The 17,229-nt window shown below is 62.9% G+C and carries 17 protein-coding genes and 1 pseudogene; 10 read left to right on the forward strand and 8 right to left on the reverse strand.

Features of this window, described 5'->3' with window-relative positions; translation table 11 throughout:
* Position 1 precedes the first annotated feature (1 nt).
* The 5 genes from P0D80_RS37350 (at position 2) to P0D80_RS37370 (ending at position 4,095) form a co-directional block, all read left to right on the forward strand.
* On the forward strand, positions 2–856 hold the full coding sequence (locus tag P0D80_RS37350) for an ABC transporter permease (protein WP_408176869.1): 855 nt from the start codon (positions 2–4) through the stop codon (positions 854–856).
* A complete protein-coding gene (locus P0D80_RS37355) occupies positions 853–1,644 on the forward strand; it encodes an ABC transporter ATP-binding protein (RefSeq protein ID WP_408176870.1) in 792 nt (263 codons plus the stop codon). The genes P0D80_RS37350 and P0D80_RS37355 overlap by 4 nt, the downstream gene beginning before the upstream one ends.
* A 63-nt stretch (positions 1,645–1,707) precedes the next feature.
* On the forward strand, positions 1,708–2,706 hold the full coding sequence (locus P0D80_RS37360; RefSeq protein WP_408291306.1) for a HEAT repeat domain-containing protein: 999 nt from the start codon (positions 1,708–1,710) through the stop codon (positions 2,704–2,706).
* Positions 2,703–2,981: a DUF971 domain-containing protein gene (locus P0D80_RS37365; RefSeq protein ID WP_408291308.1), complete on the forward strand. Its 279-nt coding sequence runs from the start codon at positions 2,703–2,705 to the stop codon at positions 2,979–2,981. Before P0D80_RS37360 ends, P0D80_RS37365 begins: the two co-directional genes overlap by 4 nt.
* 418 nt (positions 2,982–3,399) lie before the next feature.
* A complete protein-coding gene (locus P0D80_RS37370) occupies positions 3,400–4,095 on the forward strand; it encodes an HD domain-containing protein (RefSeq protein ID WP_408176874.1) in 696 nt (231 codons plus the stop codon).
* A gap of 132 nt (positions 4,096–4,227) precedes the next feature.
* On the opposite strand, the gene P0D80_RS37375 is transcribed toward P0D80_RS37370, so the two are convergent.
* The 5 genes from P0D80_RS37375 to P0D80_RS37395 all read right to left on the reverse strand — a co-directional run bounded on the left by P0D80_RS37375 (position 4,228) and on the right by P0D80_RS37395 (position 9,719).
* Complete coding sequence (locus P0D80_RS37375; protein ID WP_132374589.1) at positions 4,228–4,419, reverse strand: DUF2964 family protein; 192 nt, start codon at positions 4,417–4,419, stop codon at positions 4,228–4,230.
* Positions 4,420–4,769: 350 nt separating this feature from the next.
* Entirely contained in the window at positions 4,770–6,332 is a 1,563-nt protein-coding gene (locus P0D80_RS37380; protein WP_408291311.1) for a DHA2 family efflux MFS transporter permease subunit, read from the reverse strand.
* Positions 6,333–6,409: 77 nt separating this feature from the next.
* Complete coding sequence (locus P0D80_RS37385; RefSeq protein ID WP_408291314.1) at positions 6,410–7,651, reverse strand: HlyD family secretion protein; 1,242 nt, start codon at positions 7,649–7,651, stop codon at positions 6,410–6,412.
* 42 nt (positions 7,652–7,693) lie between these two features.
* On the reverse strand, positions 7,694–9,211 hold the full coding sequence (locus P0D80_RS37390; protein ID WP_408291316.1) for an efflux transporter outer membrane subunit: 1,518 nt from the start codon (positions 9,209–9,211) through the stop codon (positions 7,694–7,696).
* Between the two features lie 70 nt (positions 9,212–9,281).
* Complete coding sequence (locus P0D80_RS37395) at positions 9,282–9,719, reverse strand: MarR family winged helix-turn-helix transcriptional regulator (RefSeq protein ID WP_408176879.1); 438 nt, start codon at positions 9,717–9,719, stop codon at positions 9,282–9,284.
* A 226-nt stretch (positions 9,720–9,945) separates the two neighbouring features.
* On the opposite strand from P0D80_RS37395, the gene P0D80_RS37400 reads away from it, so the two are divergent.
* The 3 genes and pseudogenes from P0D80_RS37400 to P0D80_RS37410 all read left to right on the forward strand — a co-directional run.
* Positions 9,946–10,623: an FMN-dependent NADH-azoreductase gene (locus P0D80_RS37400; RefSeq protein ID WP_408291319.1), complete on the forward strand. Its 678-nt coding sequence runs from the start codon at positions 9,946–9,948 to the stop codon at positions 10,621–10,623.
* Positions 10,620–11,051 carry a cupin domain-containing protein gene (locus tag P0D80_RS37405; RefSeq protein WP_408176880.1) on the forward strand — a complete coding sequence of 144 codons (432 nt, stop codon included), beginning with the start codon at positions 10,620–10,622 and terminating at the stop codon, positions 11,049–11,051. The genes P0D80_RS37400 and P0D80_RS37405 overlap by 4 nt, the downstream gene beginning before the upstream one ends.
* Positions 11,052–11,170: 119 nt before the next feature.
* Positions 11,171–11,390, forward strand: a pseudogene (locus tag P0D80_RS37410) (phosphatidate cytidylyltransferase); the annotation flags it as partial.
* Between the two features lie 63 nt (positions 11,391–11,453).
* Here P0D80_RS37410 and P0D80_RS37415 read toward each other — a convergent pair.
* From P0D80_RS37415 to P0D80_RS37425, 3 genes are all read right to left on the reverse strand, one after another.
* The gene (locus tag P0D80_RS37415) at positions 11,454–12,269 is read right to left on the reverse strand and encodes an N-acetylmuramoyl-L-alanine amidase family protein (RefSeq protein WP_408291322.1); all 816 of its coding nucleotides are present in this window, start codon (positions 12,267–12,269) and stop codon (positions 11,454–11,456) included.
* Between the two features lie 287 nt (positions 12,270–12,556).
* Positions 12,557–12,928, reverse strand: coding sequence for a hypothetical protein (locus P0D80_RS37420; RefSeq protein WP_408291324.1), 372 nt, complete (start codon positions 12,926–12,928; stop codon positions 12,557–12,559).
* Positions 12,929–13,039: 111 nt separating this feature from the next.
* Positions 13,040–13,612, reverse strand: a complete 573-nt coding sequence (locus P0D80_RS37425) for a TetR/AcrR family transcriptional regulator (protein WP_408291326.1) — start codon at positions 13,610–13,612, stop codon at positions 13,040–13,042.
* A gap of 144 nt (positions 13,613–13,756) precedes the next feature.
* Here P0D80_RS37425 and P0D80_RS37430 point away from each other — a divergent pair, with 144 nt between their 5' ends.
* Both P0D80_RS37430 and P0D80_RS37435 read left to right on the forward strand, forming a co-directional pair.
* Positions 13,757–15,628 carry a glycoside hydrolase family 15 protein gene (locus P0D80_RS37430; RefSeq protein WP_408291328.1) on the forward strand — a complete coding sequence of 624 codons (1,872 nt, stop codon included), beginning with the start codon at positions 13,757–13,759 and terminating at the stop codon, positions 15,626–15,628.
* Between the two features lie 116 nt (positions 15,629–15,744).
* Complete coding sequence (locus tag P0D80_RS37435; protein ID WP_132374600.1) at positions 15,745–17,097, forward strand: MFS transporter; 1,353 nt, start codon at positions 15,745–15,747, stop codon at positions 17,095–17,097.
* The last annotated feature ends 132 nt before the right edge of the window (positions 17,098–17,229 follow it).

Consider the following 17,229-nt stretch of genomic DNA (forward strand, 5'->3'; position numbering starts at 1 on the left):
GATGTCAGCCATTCTTGAAGCAGCGCAAACCGCAAGCATCCGGCGCGCCGCTGCCGGTCAGCAGATCTGGAGACCAGCCCGCCTTATCCGCGCGTTGGCCAGGATCGCCGCCGTCCTGGCGTGCGTGGGGATCTGGCAAGTGCTCGCCGAACATCATGTCTCGTTGGGCTTCGTGACCTTCGCCAATGTGCCGGCGCCGAGCGATGTCGTGCCGGCGGCGTGGGCCCTGCTCCACTCGCCGAAGCTGCCGATGCATCTGTTGTCGAGCCTCACGCGCGTGCTGGTTGGCTTTGTTGCGGCGAGCGTCGTCGGCATTGGACTCGGGCTCGCTATCGGCCGCTATCGCGCGTTCGAAGACACCTTGCTGCCGCCGCTCGAAGTATTGCGGCCGATTCCCGCGGTCGCGTGGATCCCGCTCGCCATCCTGATGTTTCCTTCATCGGAGATGAGCATGATGTTCATCACTTTTATCGGCGCGCTGTTTCCGATTTTGCTCAACACGATTCACGGCGTGGAAGGCGTCGATCCACGGCTGGTCGCGACGGCGCGTTCGCTCGGCACGCGAGGCGGCGCGCTGTTCAGCGAAGTGATCCTGCCGGGCGCCGCACCCGCCATCGTCACGGGGCTGTCGATCGGCATGGGCACCGCCTGGTTCTGTCTGGTGAGCGCCGAGATGATCGCGGGTCAATACGGGATCGGCTATTTCACATGGGAGTCGTACACGTTGCAGAACTACGCGGACATCGTCGTCGGCATGCTGCTGATCGGCGCGTTGGGCATGGGCAGCAGTCTGCTGGTGAGGCGTGCCGGCCTCGCGCTGATACCGTGGTACCGCATGGAGGCGTCGCAGCGATGAGTACGCAATTGCAATCGAAACCGGCGGGCCGCATCGACGTGCGGGCTCTGAGCGTCGAAGTGGGCTTGCGTGAGCAGCGTTTCACCGCGCTCGATCAACTGGACTTCAGCGTCGAACCGGGCGAATTCGTCTGCGTGCTGGGACCGTCGGGATGCGGAAAATCCACCCTGCTGGCCGCGCTCGCCGGTCATGTGTCGGCCAGCGCGGGAGAGATCGCCGTCGACGGTGAACAAGTGCTGCGTCCGCATCCGGAACGCGGCCTCGTGTTTCAGCAGCACACACTGTTTCCGTGGAAGCGCGTGATCGACAACGTCGCGTTCGGCCTGAAGATGAAGGGCCTCGCCGCCGACGAGCGGCGCCGCCAAGCGAGCGACCTGCTCGATCTGGTTGGCCTGAGCGGATTTGGCACACGCTATCCGGCACAGTTGTCGGGCGGCATGCAGCAGCGCGTGGAAATCGCACGCGCGCTGATCAACCGGCCGCGCGTGCTGTTGATGGACGAACCGTTCGGCGCGCTCGACGCGCAAACGCGCCGCATGATGCAGGCCTTGCTGCTCGACGTGTGGACGCAGGTCCCCACGACCGTGCTGTTCGTCACGCACGATATCGACGAAGCGCTGTTTCTCGCCGACCGCATTCTCGTGCTCTCGCAGCGGCCCGCGCGCATCGTCGCCGATCTGCGCGTGACGTTGCCGCGTCCGCGCGACGACGAGACCACGACCGAAGCGCGATTCGTCGAGATCAAGCGGCGCTGCCTCGCATTGCTGCGCGAAGCGGCGGCGGCATGACGACTTTGCCTGCCCGAGCGGCGTAATGGCCCGATCCGTTCCACTCCATACATCACTTCACTCATGACCGATATTTCGCTTCCGCTGACCTTCGACCCCGACTCTCTCGATCCGGAAGCCGCCGAACTGCTGCCGCGTTTGACATCCGCGGACGCCGCGGTGCGCCGCATCGCCCTGCTCGCGCTCGCCGATCTCGAGGACGAAACCGTGCTCGAACCGATCGCCGCCGCGTTGCGTCAGGACACGTCGTCGGAAGTTCGCGCGCAGGCCGCTCAGGTGCTCGGTGCGTGGGAACGCGCCGATGCGGTAGCGGCGCTCTGCGAGGCGCTGGCGGATCCTGATGATGAAGTCCGCGAGGCGGCCGCGCAGAGCCTGTCCGGTTTGAAGGACTCGCAATCGGGTTCGCTGCTCGTAGCCTGGACCACGCATCATGATCCGTTCGTGCGCCAGGCGGTGCTTCGCGGGCTACGCGAGTTACGCTATGCGGGCGCACTCGACCCCGCGCTGGACGCGCTGACAGCGAGCGAAGACCTCGTGCGACTGGAGGCCGTGAGCGTGCTCGGCTGGCTGAAAAGCGAGCGCGCGCTTGGACCCCTCACCAGCATCGCCGCGCAGGATCCGAATGCCGCCGTGCGGCGCGCGGCGATCGGCGCATTGGGGATCGGCGCTGCGTCGACCGAAGACACCGTTGTCGCGTTGCTCGGCGCCTTACGCGATGCCGCGTGGCAGGTCCGTGAAGAAGCGGCGGCCACGCTCGGCAAACTGCGCGCGACGGCCGCAAGAGATGCGCTAATCGACGCTCTTGCCGACAACTACTGGCAAGTCCGGCTGCAAGCGGTCCGCGCTTTGGGCAAGTTACGCGACGCGAGCACGAGCACGGCGGTCGCGTCGCTACTGACACACGCGATCAGCAATTTGCGCAAGGAAGCGGCCTTGTCGCTGGGCGAACTGGGCGACGCAGCGTCGCTGCCGGCCTTGCAGGCAGCCGCGACGGATCCCGATCCGGAAGTCCGCAAGGCGGCGCGGATCGCCTCGACTCAAATCGAAAGCGCACGGCGATGAACGCCCCTCGGCGGATCACGGTCCACGCCGCGAGCGGGCGATTGTCCCTCACGTGGGATGACGGACGCACGCAATCGATCAACAACACAACGTTGAGAGAACGCTGCCCTTGCTCGACATGCCGTCGCCTGGCGCATTCGGGCGAGGCGCGACTCGATTCGCCGCGCGTCGCGATCGTCGACATGCAACCGATGGGCTACGGCGTGCAGATCGTGTTCAGCGATGGGCACGCGCAGGGGATTTACCCGTGGGAATACCTGAAGAGACTGGATTGAATACAGGCATCAGGGTCGATACTCATCTTCTGTGTCAGCAAGCCTTTAGTCTGTGCCGACATATCGATACCAGAATTCTCGCGCGGCTCACTGGATTATCGGCGCCTCTCACGCTTCTCGCCACGAACAAATCCATCGATCCATATTCGCCAGTGAACTAGCGAAATCAAACCCGGCGGTTGCGCCACAAGCGCCTCGTCAAGCACCGGCTACTGCGCAACGGGCGCGGATGGCAGAAAACGGCGTATCACTGGCACGCTTTACCGGTCGATTGCGCCTCACCTAGAGGCGACTCCGACGGATACTTGGACATCACCGGGCGGTGCTCACAGCGAATCCAGAACGCTGTCCGGGCATTGCCCGAACGACACGAAGTCCATCGCCTCACGAGGCACTATCTTTGTCCAGGAGAAATTCGATGAGTACGACCATTGCCGGCATTCACATTCCAGACAGCCGTCTCGCGAGGGCAGCAACCGATCTGGTCCGCGACACCGAGAACGATCTGCTTTTCAATCACTCGCGCCGCGTGTTCCTGTGGGGTGCGTTGACGGGAGCGCGCCGCAACCTCGCGTACGACCCCGAGTTGCTGTACATCGGCGCGATGTTTCATGACATGGGCCTCACGCCGGACTACAGCAGCAAAACAGATCGCTTCGAAGTTGACGGCGCCAATGCCGCGCGCGACTTTCTCAAGAGCCACGGCGTCAACGAGTACGACATCGAACAGGTCTGGTTGTCGATCGCGCTTCACACCACGCCGGGTGTGCCCGAGCATCTGAAGCCGGTCGTCTCGCTGGTGACCGCGGGCGTGGAAATGGACGTGCTCGGCATGCGGTATCACGAGTTCGACGACGCGCAACGCGTCAGCGTGGTGGCCGCGCATCCGCGCGAGCAGGACTTCAAGAACCTGATCATCGATGCGTTTGCGCAAGGCACGATCAGCAAACCCGAAACCACGTTCGGCAACGTCAAAGCCGATGTCCTCGAGATGAAAGATCCCAATTACAAGCGGCTGAATTTCTGCAAGATCATTCTCGGCTCGGCATGGGACGACAGCAAGGCAGGTCACGTCCATCACGCTGGATGCAGTCACGGCGCAGCGGCGGAATAACTGCTTGCGCAAGACGGCCGGCGCTTTGCGTGCCGGCCGCTGCAGGACTCAGGGCGCGCCGAACCGGAAAGCCGGTGGCGCGCCACATCGGTTGGCGCGGCCATATTTCAATCGGCCGTTGCGAGCCTCACTTCACGACTTATCCGTTGGTCGCGGCGTCAGCATCAGCGCCAGCACTGCGACGCCGAGCACCAGTAACACCCCGCCATAGAGCGTGGAATTGCGCGTGTCGAACAACACACCGTGAATGACCATCGCCATGCCGCCCAGCGCGACGAACACCGCGATGGCCGCGAATACGATCCGACGTTCAGCGCGAATCATGGCGCTCTCCCGCAAGATGTTGGTGCCGTAAGACGCACAGGAACAACGGAAGACCTCGAACCGCGCAGTATTTTTTCTGGCAACCAGCGTTGCGCGCTGCAGCCGGGTCTTCCGCTCGGGTCATCGCGATGAGCCGGTGCGCTCATGCTTCAACGATGCCTGTCGGAAAGCTTGCGTCGGTTCGCCTTGAAGCCGTTGCAAGTCAGTTTATAAGCCGGACTGTCAGCCGGTTATCGAATCTCGGCTACGGCGATCACGTGCGTCGTCAGCCGGAAACCTCAATCTATCGTAGGCGGCGAACGGGCAATAGTAAATACGGGTAACCATGCCGCTCGCCGCCTGCGCCGCCCTCAATGGCCACCTGCTCCCGCCGCCGCCGCCGAACTGGCGCGGTCCGGCTTCGTCACCCAGATCAGCGGGATGATCAGTACGAAGAGCACCGCCGACAGCCAGAAAATATCGTTCAGTCCCAGCATGGCCGCCTGGGCATTCATCGAACGTTCGAAGAATGCCATCGCCTGGGCGTGACTGCCTCCCAGCGAACTTTGCAGCGCATCCAGCGCCGACGTGTATGTCGGATTGTTCACGCTCGTCTGCTCGGCGAGTTGCGAATGATGCAGGATCGTCCGGTCGTTCCATCCCGTCGAAGCCAGCGAGGTTCCCACCGCGCCGGCGAACACCCGCGCGAAATTCGACAGGCCCGCCGCGGCCGGAATCCGGTCGGGCGCAAGGCCGGACAAAATGATCGCGGTCAGCGGCACAAAGAAAAGGGCCGTCGGGATACCTTGCAACAGCGTCGGCAAAACCAGCGTCCATGTATCCACACCCGTGGTGTAGTTCGAGCGCATGAAGAACACGCCGGCAAAACCGACGAAAGCCAGCGTCGCCAGGACCCGCGCATCCGACTTCGGCATGATCTTCGCCATGACCGGCGCGAGAATCACGGCGAAGATGCCAAGTGGCGCGGTGGCCAGACCGGCATCGACGGAACGGTAGTTCAGATACTCTTGCATCCACTGCGGCAACAGCACGAGGTTGGAGAAAAACACCGCGTACGCCACTGAAATCGCAACCGTGCCGCCGAGGAAGTTGCGCTTTCCGAACAACCGCAAGTCGACGATCGGGTTCTTTTCAGTCAACTCCCAGATCACGAAGAACGCGAAGCTGATCGCCGCGAACACAGTCAGGGCGACGATCACCGGCGAGTTGAACCAGTCGAGATCCTTGCCCTTGTCGAGCATGATCTGCAACGAGCCAACCCATGCGATCAGCGAGAGCAGGCCGACCTTGTCGATCGGCAAACGCTTCGTCGGGGTTTCGCGGGTGCGATAGATCGCCCACGTCACGCCGGCCGCGAACAGGCCCACCGGAATGTTGATGTAGAAGATCCATGACCATGAGTAGCTGTCGGTGATCCAGCCGCCGAGCGCCGGGCCCGCAATCGGACCGACCGTCGCGGTCATCGCCCACAAGGCGAGCGCGGTCGAAGATTTTTCCTTCGGATACGAGCCGAGCAAAATCGCTTGCGACAGCGGAATCAACGGACCGGCCACCGCGCCCTGCAGAATCCGCGCAGCGAGCAACACCGGCAGATTGGGTGCAATCCCGCACAACCATGACGACAGCACGAACAACAGAATCGCCCACACGAACAACTTGATCTGCCCGACGCGCTGCACGAGCCAACCGGTCAACGGAATCGCGATGGCGTTGGCGGCGGCGAACAGCGTGATCACCCACGTGCCCTCGTCCACCGAGACGCCGAGATTGCCGGCGATGGTCGGAATCGCCACGTTCGCAATCGATGAATCCAGCACGTTCATAAACGTGGCGAGCGCCACGGCAAGCGTCGCCAGCACCAGCTTGCCGCCAGTCAGCGGCGGCAGCGTGGTGGGCTTCGTCGATCCATTCATTTCATCACCTGTCGGGAACGGTAAAATAATCTGACTTATCAGTTAAATACGCAAAAAAACGCTCGGTGGCCGCGGGTTCAGCCTGCCTTGCGTGCGGCGTTTTTCTGCGCGGTGCTCGCGGCCATCTCGTGCTTCGCCGGCATGTTCTGCGCGATGATCCGCGCGATCTCCGCGTCGGCTTCGTCGCCGTATTGCGCGAATACGTCCGTGTGGTACGAGGTGTTGACCGCCGCGCCGAGTTGAGCGCCGGTTTCCTCGTGGGTGTCGACATCGACCTGCATCGACAGGCCGATCCGCAACGGATGCGCATTCAATTCATTTTGATCGAGCTGGATCCGCGCCGGCAGACGCTGCACGACCTTGATCCAGTTGCCGGTGGCGTTCTGCGCGGGCAGCGTGGCGAACGCCGCGCCCGTGCCTGCCGAAAAGCCCACCACCCGGCCGTGATACTTGACGCTGGAGCCGTACACGTCCGCTGTGAGCGTGACGGGTTGGCCGATGCGCATGTGCCTCAGTTGGCCTTCCTTGAAGTTCGCGTCGACCCACACGCCGTCGAGCGGCACGATCGCCATCAACGGGTTACCCGGCGCGACGCGTTGGCCGACCTGCACCGAACGGCGCGCGACATAGCCGGTCACCGGCGCGGGCAAGGTGTTGCGCGCGTAACTCAGGTAGGCGTCGCGCACTTTCGAGGCGGCGGCCTGCACGTTCGGATGCTGTTCGATCGACGTGCGGTCGGTCAGCGCATGGTTGGCCTCGGCCTGCTGACGGGCGGCGTCGAGCGCGGCCTGCGCGGAGCTGACGGCGTCGCGAGCGTGGGCGATGTCCTCGCCGGACACCGCGCCTGTTTCGGCCACCGCCTGACGACGTTTCAGGTCGTCGTTGGCGCGGGCCAGATCCGATTGACGTTGCGCGATGGTCGCCGCATAGAAATCGTTGTTCACGTACAGGCCGCTCACCTGCCGCACGGTCTGGCCGAGCGTCGCTTCCGCGTTGGACAGTGCGACCTTCGCGTCGGCGTTATCCAGGGTGACGATGGGCGCGCCCTGCTTGACGATCTGCGTGTCGTCCGCGTTGACCGCGACCACCGTGCCGCTCACTTGCGGTGTCAGTTGCACGAGGTTGCCGCTCACGTATGCGTCGTCGGTGGACTGATAGTAGCGGCCGGTCGTGAAGTAGTACGCGCCGTAGCCCGCGCCGGCCAGCACGACGCTGGCCGCGAGCAGGGAGAGCAGTAGTTTGCGCTTCGTGGGGGTCTGGGCTTGCACGGGTTGGTCCGCGTCCGCCGTCGCGCGCTTGGTGTCGATCGTATCGCTCATGATGGGAGTCCTGACTGATTGGCAAAGTGTCGCGATGGCGCTTTAGCGAGCGGCGGCGACGACGGGGTTGGCGGATGCTGCTGGAACGGCGGCGCCGCTGCTGGCGACAGAATCGGCGTTGTCGACATAACCGCCGCCGAGCGCCGCGGCCAACGCGATCTGCTGGTCGCGCCGGTTCATCTTCAGATTCGCGACCTGCTGGTCCGCGGCGAGCGCGGTGGTGTCGGCGTTCAGCACGGTCAACTGATTCGTGAGGCCGGCCTTGTATTGCGTGAGCGCCAGTTGATCCGCGCCGCGGGCAGCTTCCTGGGCGGCTTGCGCGTCGGTGAGTTGCTCGTCCGTCGAACGGATTTGCGCGAGTTGCGTCGCCACTTCGGACAAGGCGGTGACGAGCGTCTGGTTATACGTGGCGACGGCGTAGTCGAAATCGGCGTAACGCCCTTTCAATTGCGCGCGCAATTGACCGCCGTCGAAAATCGGCAGATGGATCGCTGGGCCGACCGACGCCGTGCGGCTCGCCGCCGTCAGGAAACGGCCGAAACCGAATGCGTCGAGACCGATCGCGGCGCTCAGGTTGATGTCGGGATAGAACTCGGCCTTGGCCTCTTTCACGTCGTGCGTGAGCGCGTCGACGCGCCATTTCGCCGCGACCAGGTCCGGGCGGCGGCTCACCAGATCGGCCGGCAGGTTGTCGGGCAGACGCACTTCGTCGCCTACGCCGAGCGTCGGCCGAGCGATGGCGAGACCGCGGTCCGGTCCGGCGCCGAGCAAGGCGGCCAACTGATAGCGCGTCGTGAGGATGCTGCCGTCGATTGACGCGAGCGTCCCGCGGCTCGTGGCGAGATTCGCCTGCGCCGTCTTGCGTTCGACTTGCGTGTCGAGGCCCGTTGCAATGCGGCCGGCCGTAATGCGATCGATCTGTTCGCGCTGCGTGACTTCTTCCTGCGCGATGTCACGCAATGCATAGAGCCGCGCAAGCTGGTTGTAGTCGCGCGCGGTGGCCGACGTGAGGGACAGCTTGACGACTTCCTCGTCCGCCTGGGTCGCCTGCAACTGCGACAGCGAAGCCTTCAGCGCTTCGCGATTCTTGCCCCACAGATCGAGATCGTAGGACGCGGACAGCAAGCCCTTGTTCTCCGTTTGCCACGAACCGCCGTACGGCGGCGGCACGAGCGCCGTGCCCGAATACTGCTGGCGCGTCAACGAATAGTCCGCGCCGACTTTCGGCAGGGTGCTCGCCTTCGCCGTGTCGCTGTACGCGGCGGCCGCTGCGACGCGGGCGCGGGCCTGCTCGACCGATGGATTGCCTTTCAGCGCTTCGGCAAGCAAGGCCTTCAGCTGCGCGTCGCCGAACTGGTCGGCCCAATCGGCGGCGGGCCAATGACCATTGTCCTGCGGAATGCTTTGTTGAGTCGCGTAAGTCTGCGGCTGCGCCATCTGCTTGTCGCTCGAGATACCGGCGTAATTCGCGCAAGCGGAGAGCACGGCCGCGACGATCACCGTCACACCAGCCTTCGCGACCCGCGAGCCGGCTATCCGTGGAATTAACTGTGGTTTCATTTTCTGACTTGTCAGATATATGGTTGAAAAAAACGCCGCGAGCGTCCGCGACATGTTTGGCTGGCCTCGCCTACTCGGCGAGAAACTTGTTCAGCAGACGGCGAAACTCCTCGAACTCGGCTTTCGTAAACCTCTTCAGGCGCCGGTTCAGCACCACCGGAGCGATCGAAGGAAGCTGCACGGCGATCGCGTTGCCCTCTTTTGTCAACTCGAGGTTGACGACGCGGCGGTCTTCGATGCTGCGTGAGCGTTCCAGCAACCCCCTGGCTTCCAGCTTGTCGAGCATGCGCGTCATCAGGCCGGTGTCGATGCCGAGCAGCCGCGACAGTTCGAACGGCGTGGTCGCGACGTTCCAGTGCACGGACAGCAGAATGCCCATCTGCTGACTGGTGATGTCCAGATCCTTCAGCGCAGTGTCCATTTCAGTAATCAGCAAGTTACGTGCTTTGTTGATCGAGAAACCCACGCTCTGCGTCAGGCTGAAATTTTCCGGCGTGTAATGGTTCATTCATGCCTCCTGTTCGATGGCTTGAACTTTATCTGCAAAGTCAGATATTGTCAAAGATCGATTTCGGCATATGACTGTTTCAGTCACGCGCACAATCGCGCCTCTTCGCGGCTACCGACAGCGTGAAAAGTGGTCACCTTGAATTAGCCAAAACCGGTCATTTCACAAAGCCACTCGAGCGTTTAATCTGCCCTCACGCTAAATCACAAATGGAAGGACGGAAACCATGAAGATCATGCACGTCGACGCCAGCGCCAAACGCGAGCGATCCAACTCCCGCGCGTTGAGCCGCTATTTTCTGGAACGCCTGCGCGAAGAAGGCGGGCAGTTCGAAGTCGATTATCTGGATGTGACGATCGACACGCCGTCGCACGTCACCGAGGCTTTCGCCATTGCCACCTACACGGCCGCGCAGGATCGCACGCCTGCCATGAAGGCGACGCTGGCCGGCTCGGATGCGCTGTGCCAACGCCTGCTCGCCGCCGACGCGTTCGTCTTCGCCATGCCCATGTACAACTGGTCGATGCCCTCCGCGTTCAAGGCGTTTATCGACAGCGTCACGCGTACGGGCCTGACCTATGTGAATGCGGACGACGGCCGCGTGGTTGGTCAGCTGTCACGTCAGAAGGTGCTCTTCATCACGAGCCGCGGCGCGGATTTGCGTCCGGGCTCGCCTTACGCAGGCATGGATGCGCTCACGCCTTCGCTGAAGGCTGCGTTCGGCTTTCTCGGCGTCGCTGATCCGACCTTTGTCGATGCTCAGCCGCTGCAGTTTGCCGATCCCGAAGCGCGTACCGAAGCGCTTCGGCGCGCCCGTGCCGAACTCGACGCGGTGGCGTCGGGCTGGGCGTCGTCGGATTCGAGCAAGGAAACCCAGGATCTCTTGTCAGGAGTTACAGCATGAAAATTCGCACACTGATCGCGGCGGCCACACTCGCCAGCCTTTCTATTCTGGGGACCTCGCAGTCCGCATTCGCCGCTGACACAACCGCGCAGCACGAGACGATCACGCCTGCGTTCGCCGAGGCGATCGCCAACGTGCCCGGCAAGACGATCACGGCGCTCGTCGTCGACTATGCGCCAGGCGCCAAGTCGCCGTCGCATCGGCACGGTCAGGCGTTCGTGGTCGGCTATGTGCTGTCGGGCGCGATCCGCAGCCGCGTGAACAACGGCGAAGAACGCGTCTACCATGCCGGCGAGCACTGGACCGAGAAGCCCGGCGTGCATCACACGGTCAGCGAAAACGCGAGCGATACCGAACCGGCGAAGCTGCTGGCGATCTTCGTGGCTGATACGAAAGACAAGAATCTTGTTACGTTCGACAAGAACTGAATCGGGATTGACACGGACGCGTGAGCGGCATGCAGGTGAGCGCGGGGCTTTTCACGCCCGAGTTGCCTGCTTGCCGGCTCCGTCGCATTGGCGCTCACACCGGCTGCCGCCAGCCGCCGCCGTTCAGTTTCGGTGCGGCGTTTCTGATGTCGCTTGCGATCGTGCTGGCGGGTTTTTTTTGTCGGCGGACTGGTGCTCTCGGCCGTCAAGCGCTCGCTCGGTGCGAAAGACTGGGGCGCGATGATCGCGGGGCACGGCGGCGCGCTCGACCGCGTCGACTCGATCTGTTTTGCCGCGCCGGTGTTTTTCCACCTCGTGCGTTATCTGTACGTGCCGTAACCGAAAGCCGTTCTGGACTTTTACGCGTTTCGTCCTCGCCGCCGCGCGCGGACTCGACGCGCGTCAGCGGCAAGCCTCGATGCCCTTGCTGATTGCTTGCGCGATACGCGCGATGGTCGCCGGATTGCGCAGCCGGGTTTCCTCGTCGGGGTTCGCGATCACGCCGGCTTCGACGAGCACGGCGGGCATCGGCGCGATTTTCAGCACAATCAGATCGTCGAAACGATGAATGCCAAGGCGCTGATCCAGCAATGGCCGGTTCTCCCCTTTGATCGGCGTGGCGTGATACAGCGAGGGCTTTTCCCCTGCGGCCAGCATCTGTTCGCCGATGGCCTTCGCGCAGCGCAGGCTCTCTTCGTAATGCGGATTCAGTTGCGACACGAAGATCGCGTAGCCGCGATAGTCGCGGCGACGCCCCGCATCGATCCATGCCTGCTGCAGCGAGTCATGGTGAATCGACACGAACAGATCGGCGCCGGGCGAATGCGTCGAGCGATCCTGCAGCGCGATCTCCTTGCCGTCGGCGGAGGTGCGCGCGACGTGATCGCCATACGCTTGCAGGTCTTGCGCGACAGCCGCGCTCAGATCCAGGTTGTAGAGATATTCGACACGACCGCTTGCGCCGGTCGCGCCCGGCCGCTGCGGCGTGTGCCCGGTGTCGACGACGATATAAGCCGCTTCGCACGGAACGGCGCCCAGCGCCGCGACGGTAAAGCTGGCGAGCAGCGCGCGCCGTGTCCATGCGGCGTAACGCGAGGCGATAACCGCATGTTTCTGTCGTTTCGACGCCGTGATCACAATCGAATCCTTTTTATTGAGCTTCGGCACGCGGACTATTGAAATGCCGGATTGCCTGCGAGTGCTTGCGATTGCCTTCATTCAGCGCGCCGGCATTCATAAACGATGATATTCGCGGCGGTCTTAAACTAGAATGTTCGATACGTTTTTTTCGGCGGGAATGATCAAGCGGGATTTTAATCGAGCGAGTTGCTCTGCGGTTAATTTTCACTTGCACTGTATCGGGTCAGTGCGCCGCAGTTGTTAATTTTTACTGTGGCAATGGGTCGCGAATAACGCGGCCGCGAATCTTTCTTTCCGTTTTCAAAGTTTGAAAATCAAAGGCGATCCAGAATTTACCGCACTCGGCTGGCCGATCGGGCTCGGCGCTAGAACTTCGGATGACATTCGAAACTCATGGACGACCCGTGCTCCGTCAGCCCTTGGACGCCGCTGACGGTTTCCGTCGTCACGCTGGTCTGCATACCGCGACGCTCGCAGTAATCGCGCGCCTCGTTCATGGCGTGCTCATGCGCGCGGGCCCAGGCGAGGCGTCCGCCGGTTGCGCTTGCCGCGACCGTATAAGTATTGGCTTTGCTGGTGGCGACCACGTCGCTGGAGCTGGCGCAGCCCACGAGGCTCGCGCACGCCGCCACGGCCGCAATGAAGGCGCGCGCCCGTCTCGACAAAGCGTTTCGCGCCACGGGCGCGCCGGTTGCGCCCTCCCGTTCGGGCATGCGGCCTGCGACAGTATTGAACATGTATCACCTGCACATTTTTGCGGATTAACCAATCATGAAATTATCCGCAATCACGCGTAAGAGATCAGCCTCACCATCTGAAAACACTGTTGCTGGCGCCTAAACAATCGCTCAGGTCGAAGCCACCTTGCTCCGGCTCAGCATCAATTCGACCGCCTGCCAGGCGCGCTTTGCTGAAGACGGATCGTTGAACGCGCGCGCTTCGACCGTCGCGCCGTCAAGCAGCATCATGCACACGCTGGCGAAATGCCGCGCCGTGTCGGGCGGCACGCTGTCGCGCAGGATCTCGTCGATCCAGTCCACCATTTTTTCGCGGTAACGGATCGCGACTTCGGAGACCTTCGGGTAGGACGTGCCGAATTCGGCGAGCGCGCGCTCGAACAGGCAACCGGCGAACTCCGGCGTGCGGAACCAGGCTTCGTACCAGTCGAATATCGCTTTCACGCGCGCAAGCGGTTCGCCCACACTTTGAACACGCTGCCCCATGCTTTCGATGATGTAGTCGTAGCGCTGTTCCAGCACTTCCCTGACGAGATCGTCCTTGCCCGCGAAGTGCCGGTACAAGGTCATTCTGGCGACGCCCGAATCGTCGATGATCCAGTCCACGCCGACAGGGTGAAAGCCGTGCTTCGAGAAGAGTTCAGTGGCCTTGTCCACGACCTGCTGGCGCTTGCTTTCGCGCATCGATTGCTCCATGAATTCCGCCCGCATCTTAACATTCGACGGCGTTCTTCATGCGCCGTACAGTCCGCACGAACGGCGCGGCACAGTCGTTGCTAAAGGGTTTCGTGTGAGCGCATCGCGGCTCGCTTCACGGAGTGTGCAGACATGCCCGATCACCGACCTATCCCACCGAGACCGGCACTGCCGACCGACGCGCGCGGCATGATCGGCAACATGAAAACTACGGCGCTCGTCTCGCTGCGCGGCTCGATCGACTTCATGTGCTTTCCGCGTATCGACTCGCCGGCCATTTTCGCCGGACTGCTCGAGCCGTCGCGCGGCGGCGCTTTCTCGATCGAACCTACGTTCGACACCGCCAACGTCAAGCAGATGTATCTGCCCGACACCAACGTTTTGCTGACGCGTTTCATGACGCCCGAAGGCGTGTGCGAACTGATGGACTTCATGCCGGTGCCCGAGGACGGCAGCGGCGCCAGCGCCGACGCGCCGCTGCCCAACTGCGTGATCCGCGTCGTGCGGGTCGTGCATGGGCGCATGGCGTTCAGGATGCATTGCGAGCCGCAGTTCGACTATGCGCGCGGCTCGCACACGGCTCACATCGATAAGGAAGGCGCGGTGGAATTCCACGCCGCCGCAGACGCTGGCATTGAAGGCAGCATGCAATTGCGCCTGAACAGCACCCTGCCGCTCACGCTCGACGACGGCGCGGCGCACGCCGAATTCGAACTGCGCAATGGCGAGTCGGCCGGCTTCGCTTTCGGCGATGCCGAAGGCTTGCGAAAAAAGTCGTTCGATTGCGAAGCGGCGCTGACCGATACGATCCGTTTCTGGAGAAGCTGGTCAGCGCAATCCACGTATCGCGGCCGCTACCGCGAAGTCGTGATGCGCTCGGCGTTGACCTTGAAGCTGCTCAGTTCCAGCGAGCATGGCGCGATCGTCGCCGCGCCGACTTTCGGCCTCGCCGAAGCGCTCGACGGTTCGCGCCGCTGGGACTACCGCTTCACTTGGATTCGCGACGCCGCGTTCTCCGTATACGCGCTGCTGCGCCTCGGCTATACCGGCGAAGCGCGGCATTTCATGACGTGGATTGCCGGGCGCAGCCGTCATTGCGACTCGGACGGCTCGCTGAGCGTCATGTACACCGTCGACGGCAAAGTGCCGCCTGAAGAAACCGAAATCGCGGCGCTATCGAACGAAAACGGCGTGGCGGGCGTGCCGCTCATCGGCAACGCCGCGCGCGACCAGATCCAGCTCGACGTGTACGGCGCGCTGCTCGACGCGATCTATCTGTACAACAAGTACGGCGCCGCGATCTCGCACGACGGCTGGCGCGACGTCACGCGCACCGTCGACTATGTGGTCGAGCACTGGCGCGAACCGGACCACGGCATCTGGGAGTTCCGCAACGGCCTGCGGCCCCTGCTCCATTCGCGGCTGATGTGCTGGGTCACCGTGGACCGCGCGCTGCGTCTCGCGGAAAAGCGTTCGCTGCCCGCGCCGCTCAAGCGCTGGTTCGACACGCGCGACGCGATCCACGCTGATATCCACGAGCACTTCTGGAACGACGAACTGAACGCGTTCGTGCAGACGCCGGATTCGCAGCGGCTCGATGCGTCCGCGCTGATGATGCCGCTCGTGCGCTTCATCGGCCCAACCGATCCGCGCTGGCTCGGCACGCTCGACGCGATCGGCAGCGAACTGAAAGTGGACCCGCTGATCTTCCGCTACACGCGCGGCACGAAACTCGACGGACTGCTCGGCGTCGAAGGCGGCTTCAGCGCCTGTTCGTTCTGGTATGCGGAAGCGCTGGCGCGGGCCGGACGCGTCGATGAAGGCCGCCTCGTGTTCGAGAAGATGCTCGCGTATGCGAATCACGTCGGCCTGTTTTCCGAGGAAGTGGCCACCAGCGGCGAGGCGCTCGGCAATTTTCCGCAGGCCTTGACGCATCTCGCGCTGATCAGCGCGGCTTATCAGCTCGACCGCAACCTGGACAAGGTTCACGTTCCGTGGACCTGAGCACGCTGCATCACTTGCATCGTGACAGCGCAAAAATCTTCCGGAATCGGATTTCAGCGTCTAGTCTGTAACAACACCATTTAAACCAGCCGGACGCTGAACCGGAGGAGACATCGATGGAGCTCGAAGCACGCACTATGAAACGTGTAACGGTTCGGCTCGTGCCGTTCCTGATCCTGTGTTATTTCATTGCCTATCTCGACCGCGTCAACGTCGGCTTTGCTGCACTGCAGATGAACAAGGCGCTCGGCCTGTCCGCGAGCGCTTTCGGTTTTGGCGCCGGGATTTTCTTCATCGCATATTTTTTCTTTGAAGTCCCCTCCAATCTGCTGCTGGAGAAATTCGGCGCGCGCCGCTGGATCGCGCGGATCATGTTCACGTGGGGCATTCTCGCGGGCGCGATGGCGTATATCCCAGATATTGCGCGCTTCACGGGACTCTCCGCCGCGCACGTGTTTTACGGACTGCGCATTCTGCTCGGTGTGGCCGAGGCAGGCTTCTTTCCCGGCATCATCTTCCTGCTCACGCTGTGGTTTCCAGCGGCGTATCGCGGTCGCGTGGTCGGCTATTTCATGGCGGCGATTCCGCTGTCCACCGTGATCGGCGGCCCAATTTCCGGCGCCTTGCTGTCGATGGACGGTTTCGGCGGACTGGCCGGCTGGCAATGGGTCTATCTGATCGAAGCCGCGCCCGCGCTGGTGCTCGCGTTCGTCGTGCTCTACTACCTCACCGACAAGCCCGCCGACGCCACCTGGCTCGCCGCCGAGGAACGCGGCTGGCTGGTCGCGCGCCAGAAGCAGGAGCGCGCGCATCGCGAAGCGGTGCATGCTTTCAGCGTGAAAGAAGCACTTTTCAATCCGCGCGTGCTTGCCGTCGCATTGATCTACTTCGGTGCGAACGCAACCAACTACGGACTGAGTTTCTTTCTGCCGCAGATCGTCAAATCGTTCGGGCTCACCAATCTGCAGACGGGCTTCGTGACGTCGCTGCCGTATATCGTCGGCGTGATCAGCATGGTGTTCTGGGGACGTCACTCGGACCGCAAGCTCGAACGCAAACGGCATGTGGCGATTGCACTACTGGTGGCGGCGGCCGGCATCGCGGCGGCGGCCGGGCTCGACAATCCGGTGCAGAAGATGATCGCGCTGTCGATCGCCGGGTTCGGCATCTTCGGCTGCCTGCCGGTGATCTGGACCTTGCCAGCCGCGTTCCTGTCAGGCGCGGCGGCGGCGGGCGGTATTGCCGCGGTCAACTCGCTCGGCAATCTGGCGGGCTTCTTCGGACCGTACGCGATGGGCTGGATCAAGGACAGCACCGGCGGTTTCGGCGCCGGTCTGCTGTGTCTGTCGGGCGCCGGTCTGGTTGGAGTCGCGGCCGTGCTATTGCTGCATCACGATGCTTCGCTCGAAGCGGGAGCGGGTTTTTCGGACCCTGACGTGGCGAGCGGGAGCGAGGCGGTGAGGTCGTAGGGGCCTGGTGCCGCGGCTAATGCGGATTGCGTGGACCGCCGCATCCGTGGGAAAGCGCGGCGCGCGCATCCGTGCCTCTGGAAAGAGATGCGTCGCTCAGACGCATTTGTGGAAAATGCCGCGCGAGTTGAG

This window comes from Paraburkholderia sp. RL17-373-BIF-A (genome assembly GCF_046030175.1).
In the GTDB taxonomy this organism is placed as follows: Bacteria; Pseudomonadota; Gammaproteobacteria; order Burkholderiales; family Burkholderiaceae; genus Paraburkholderia.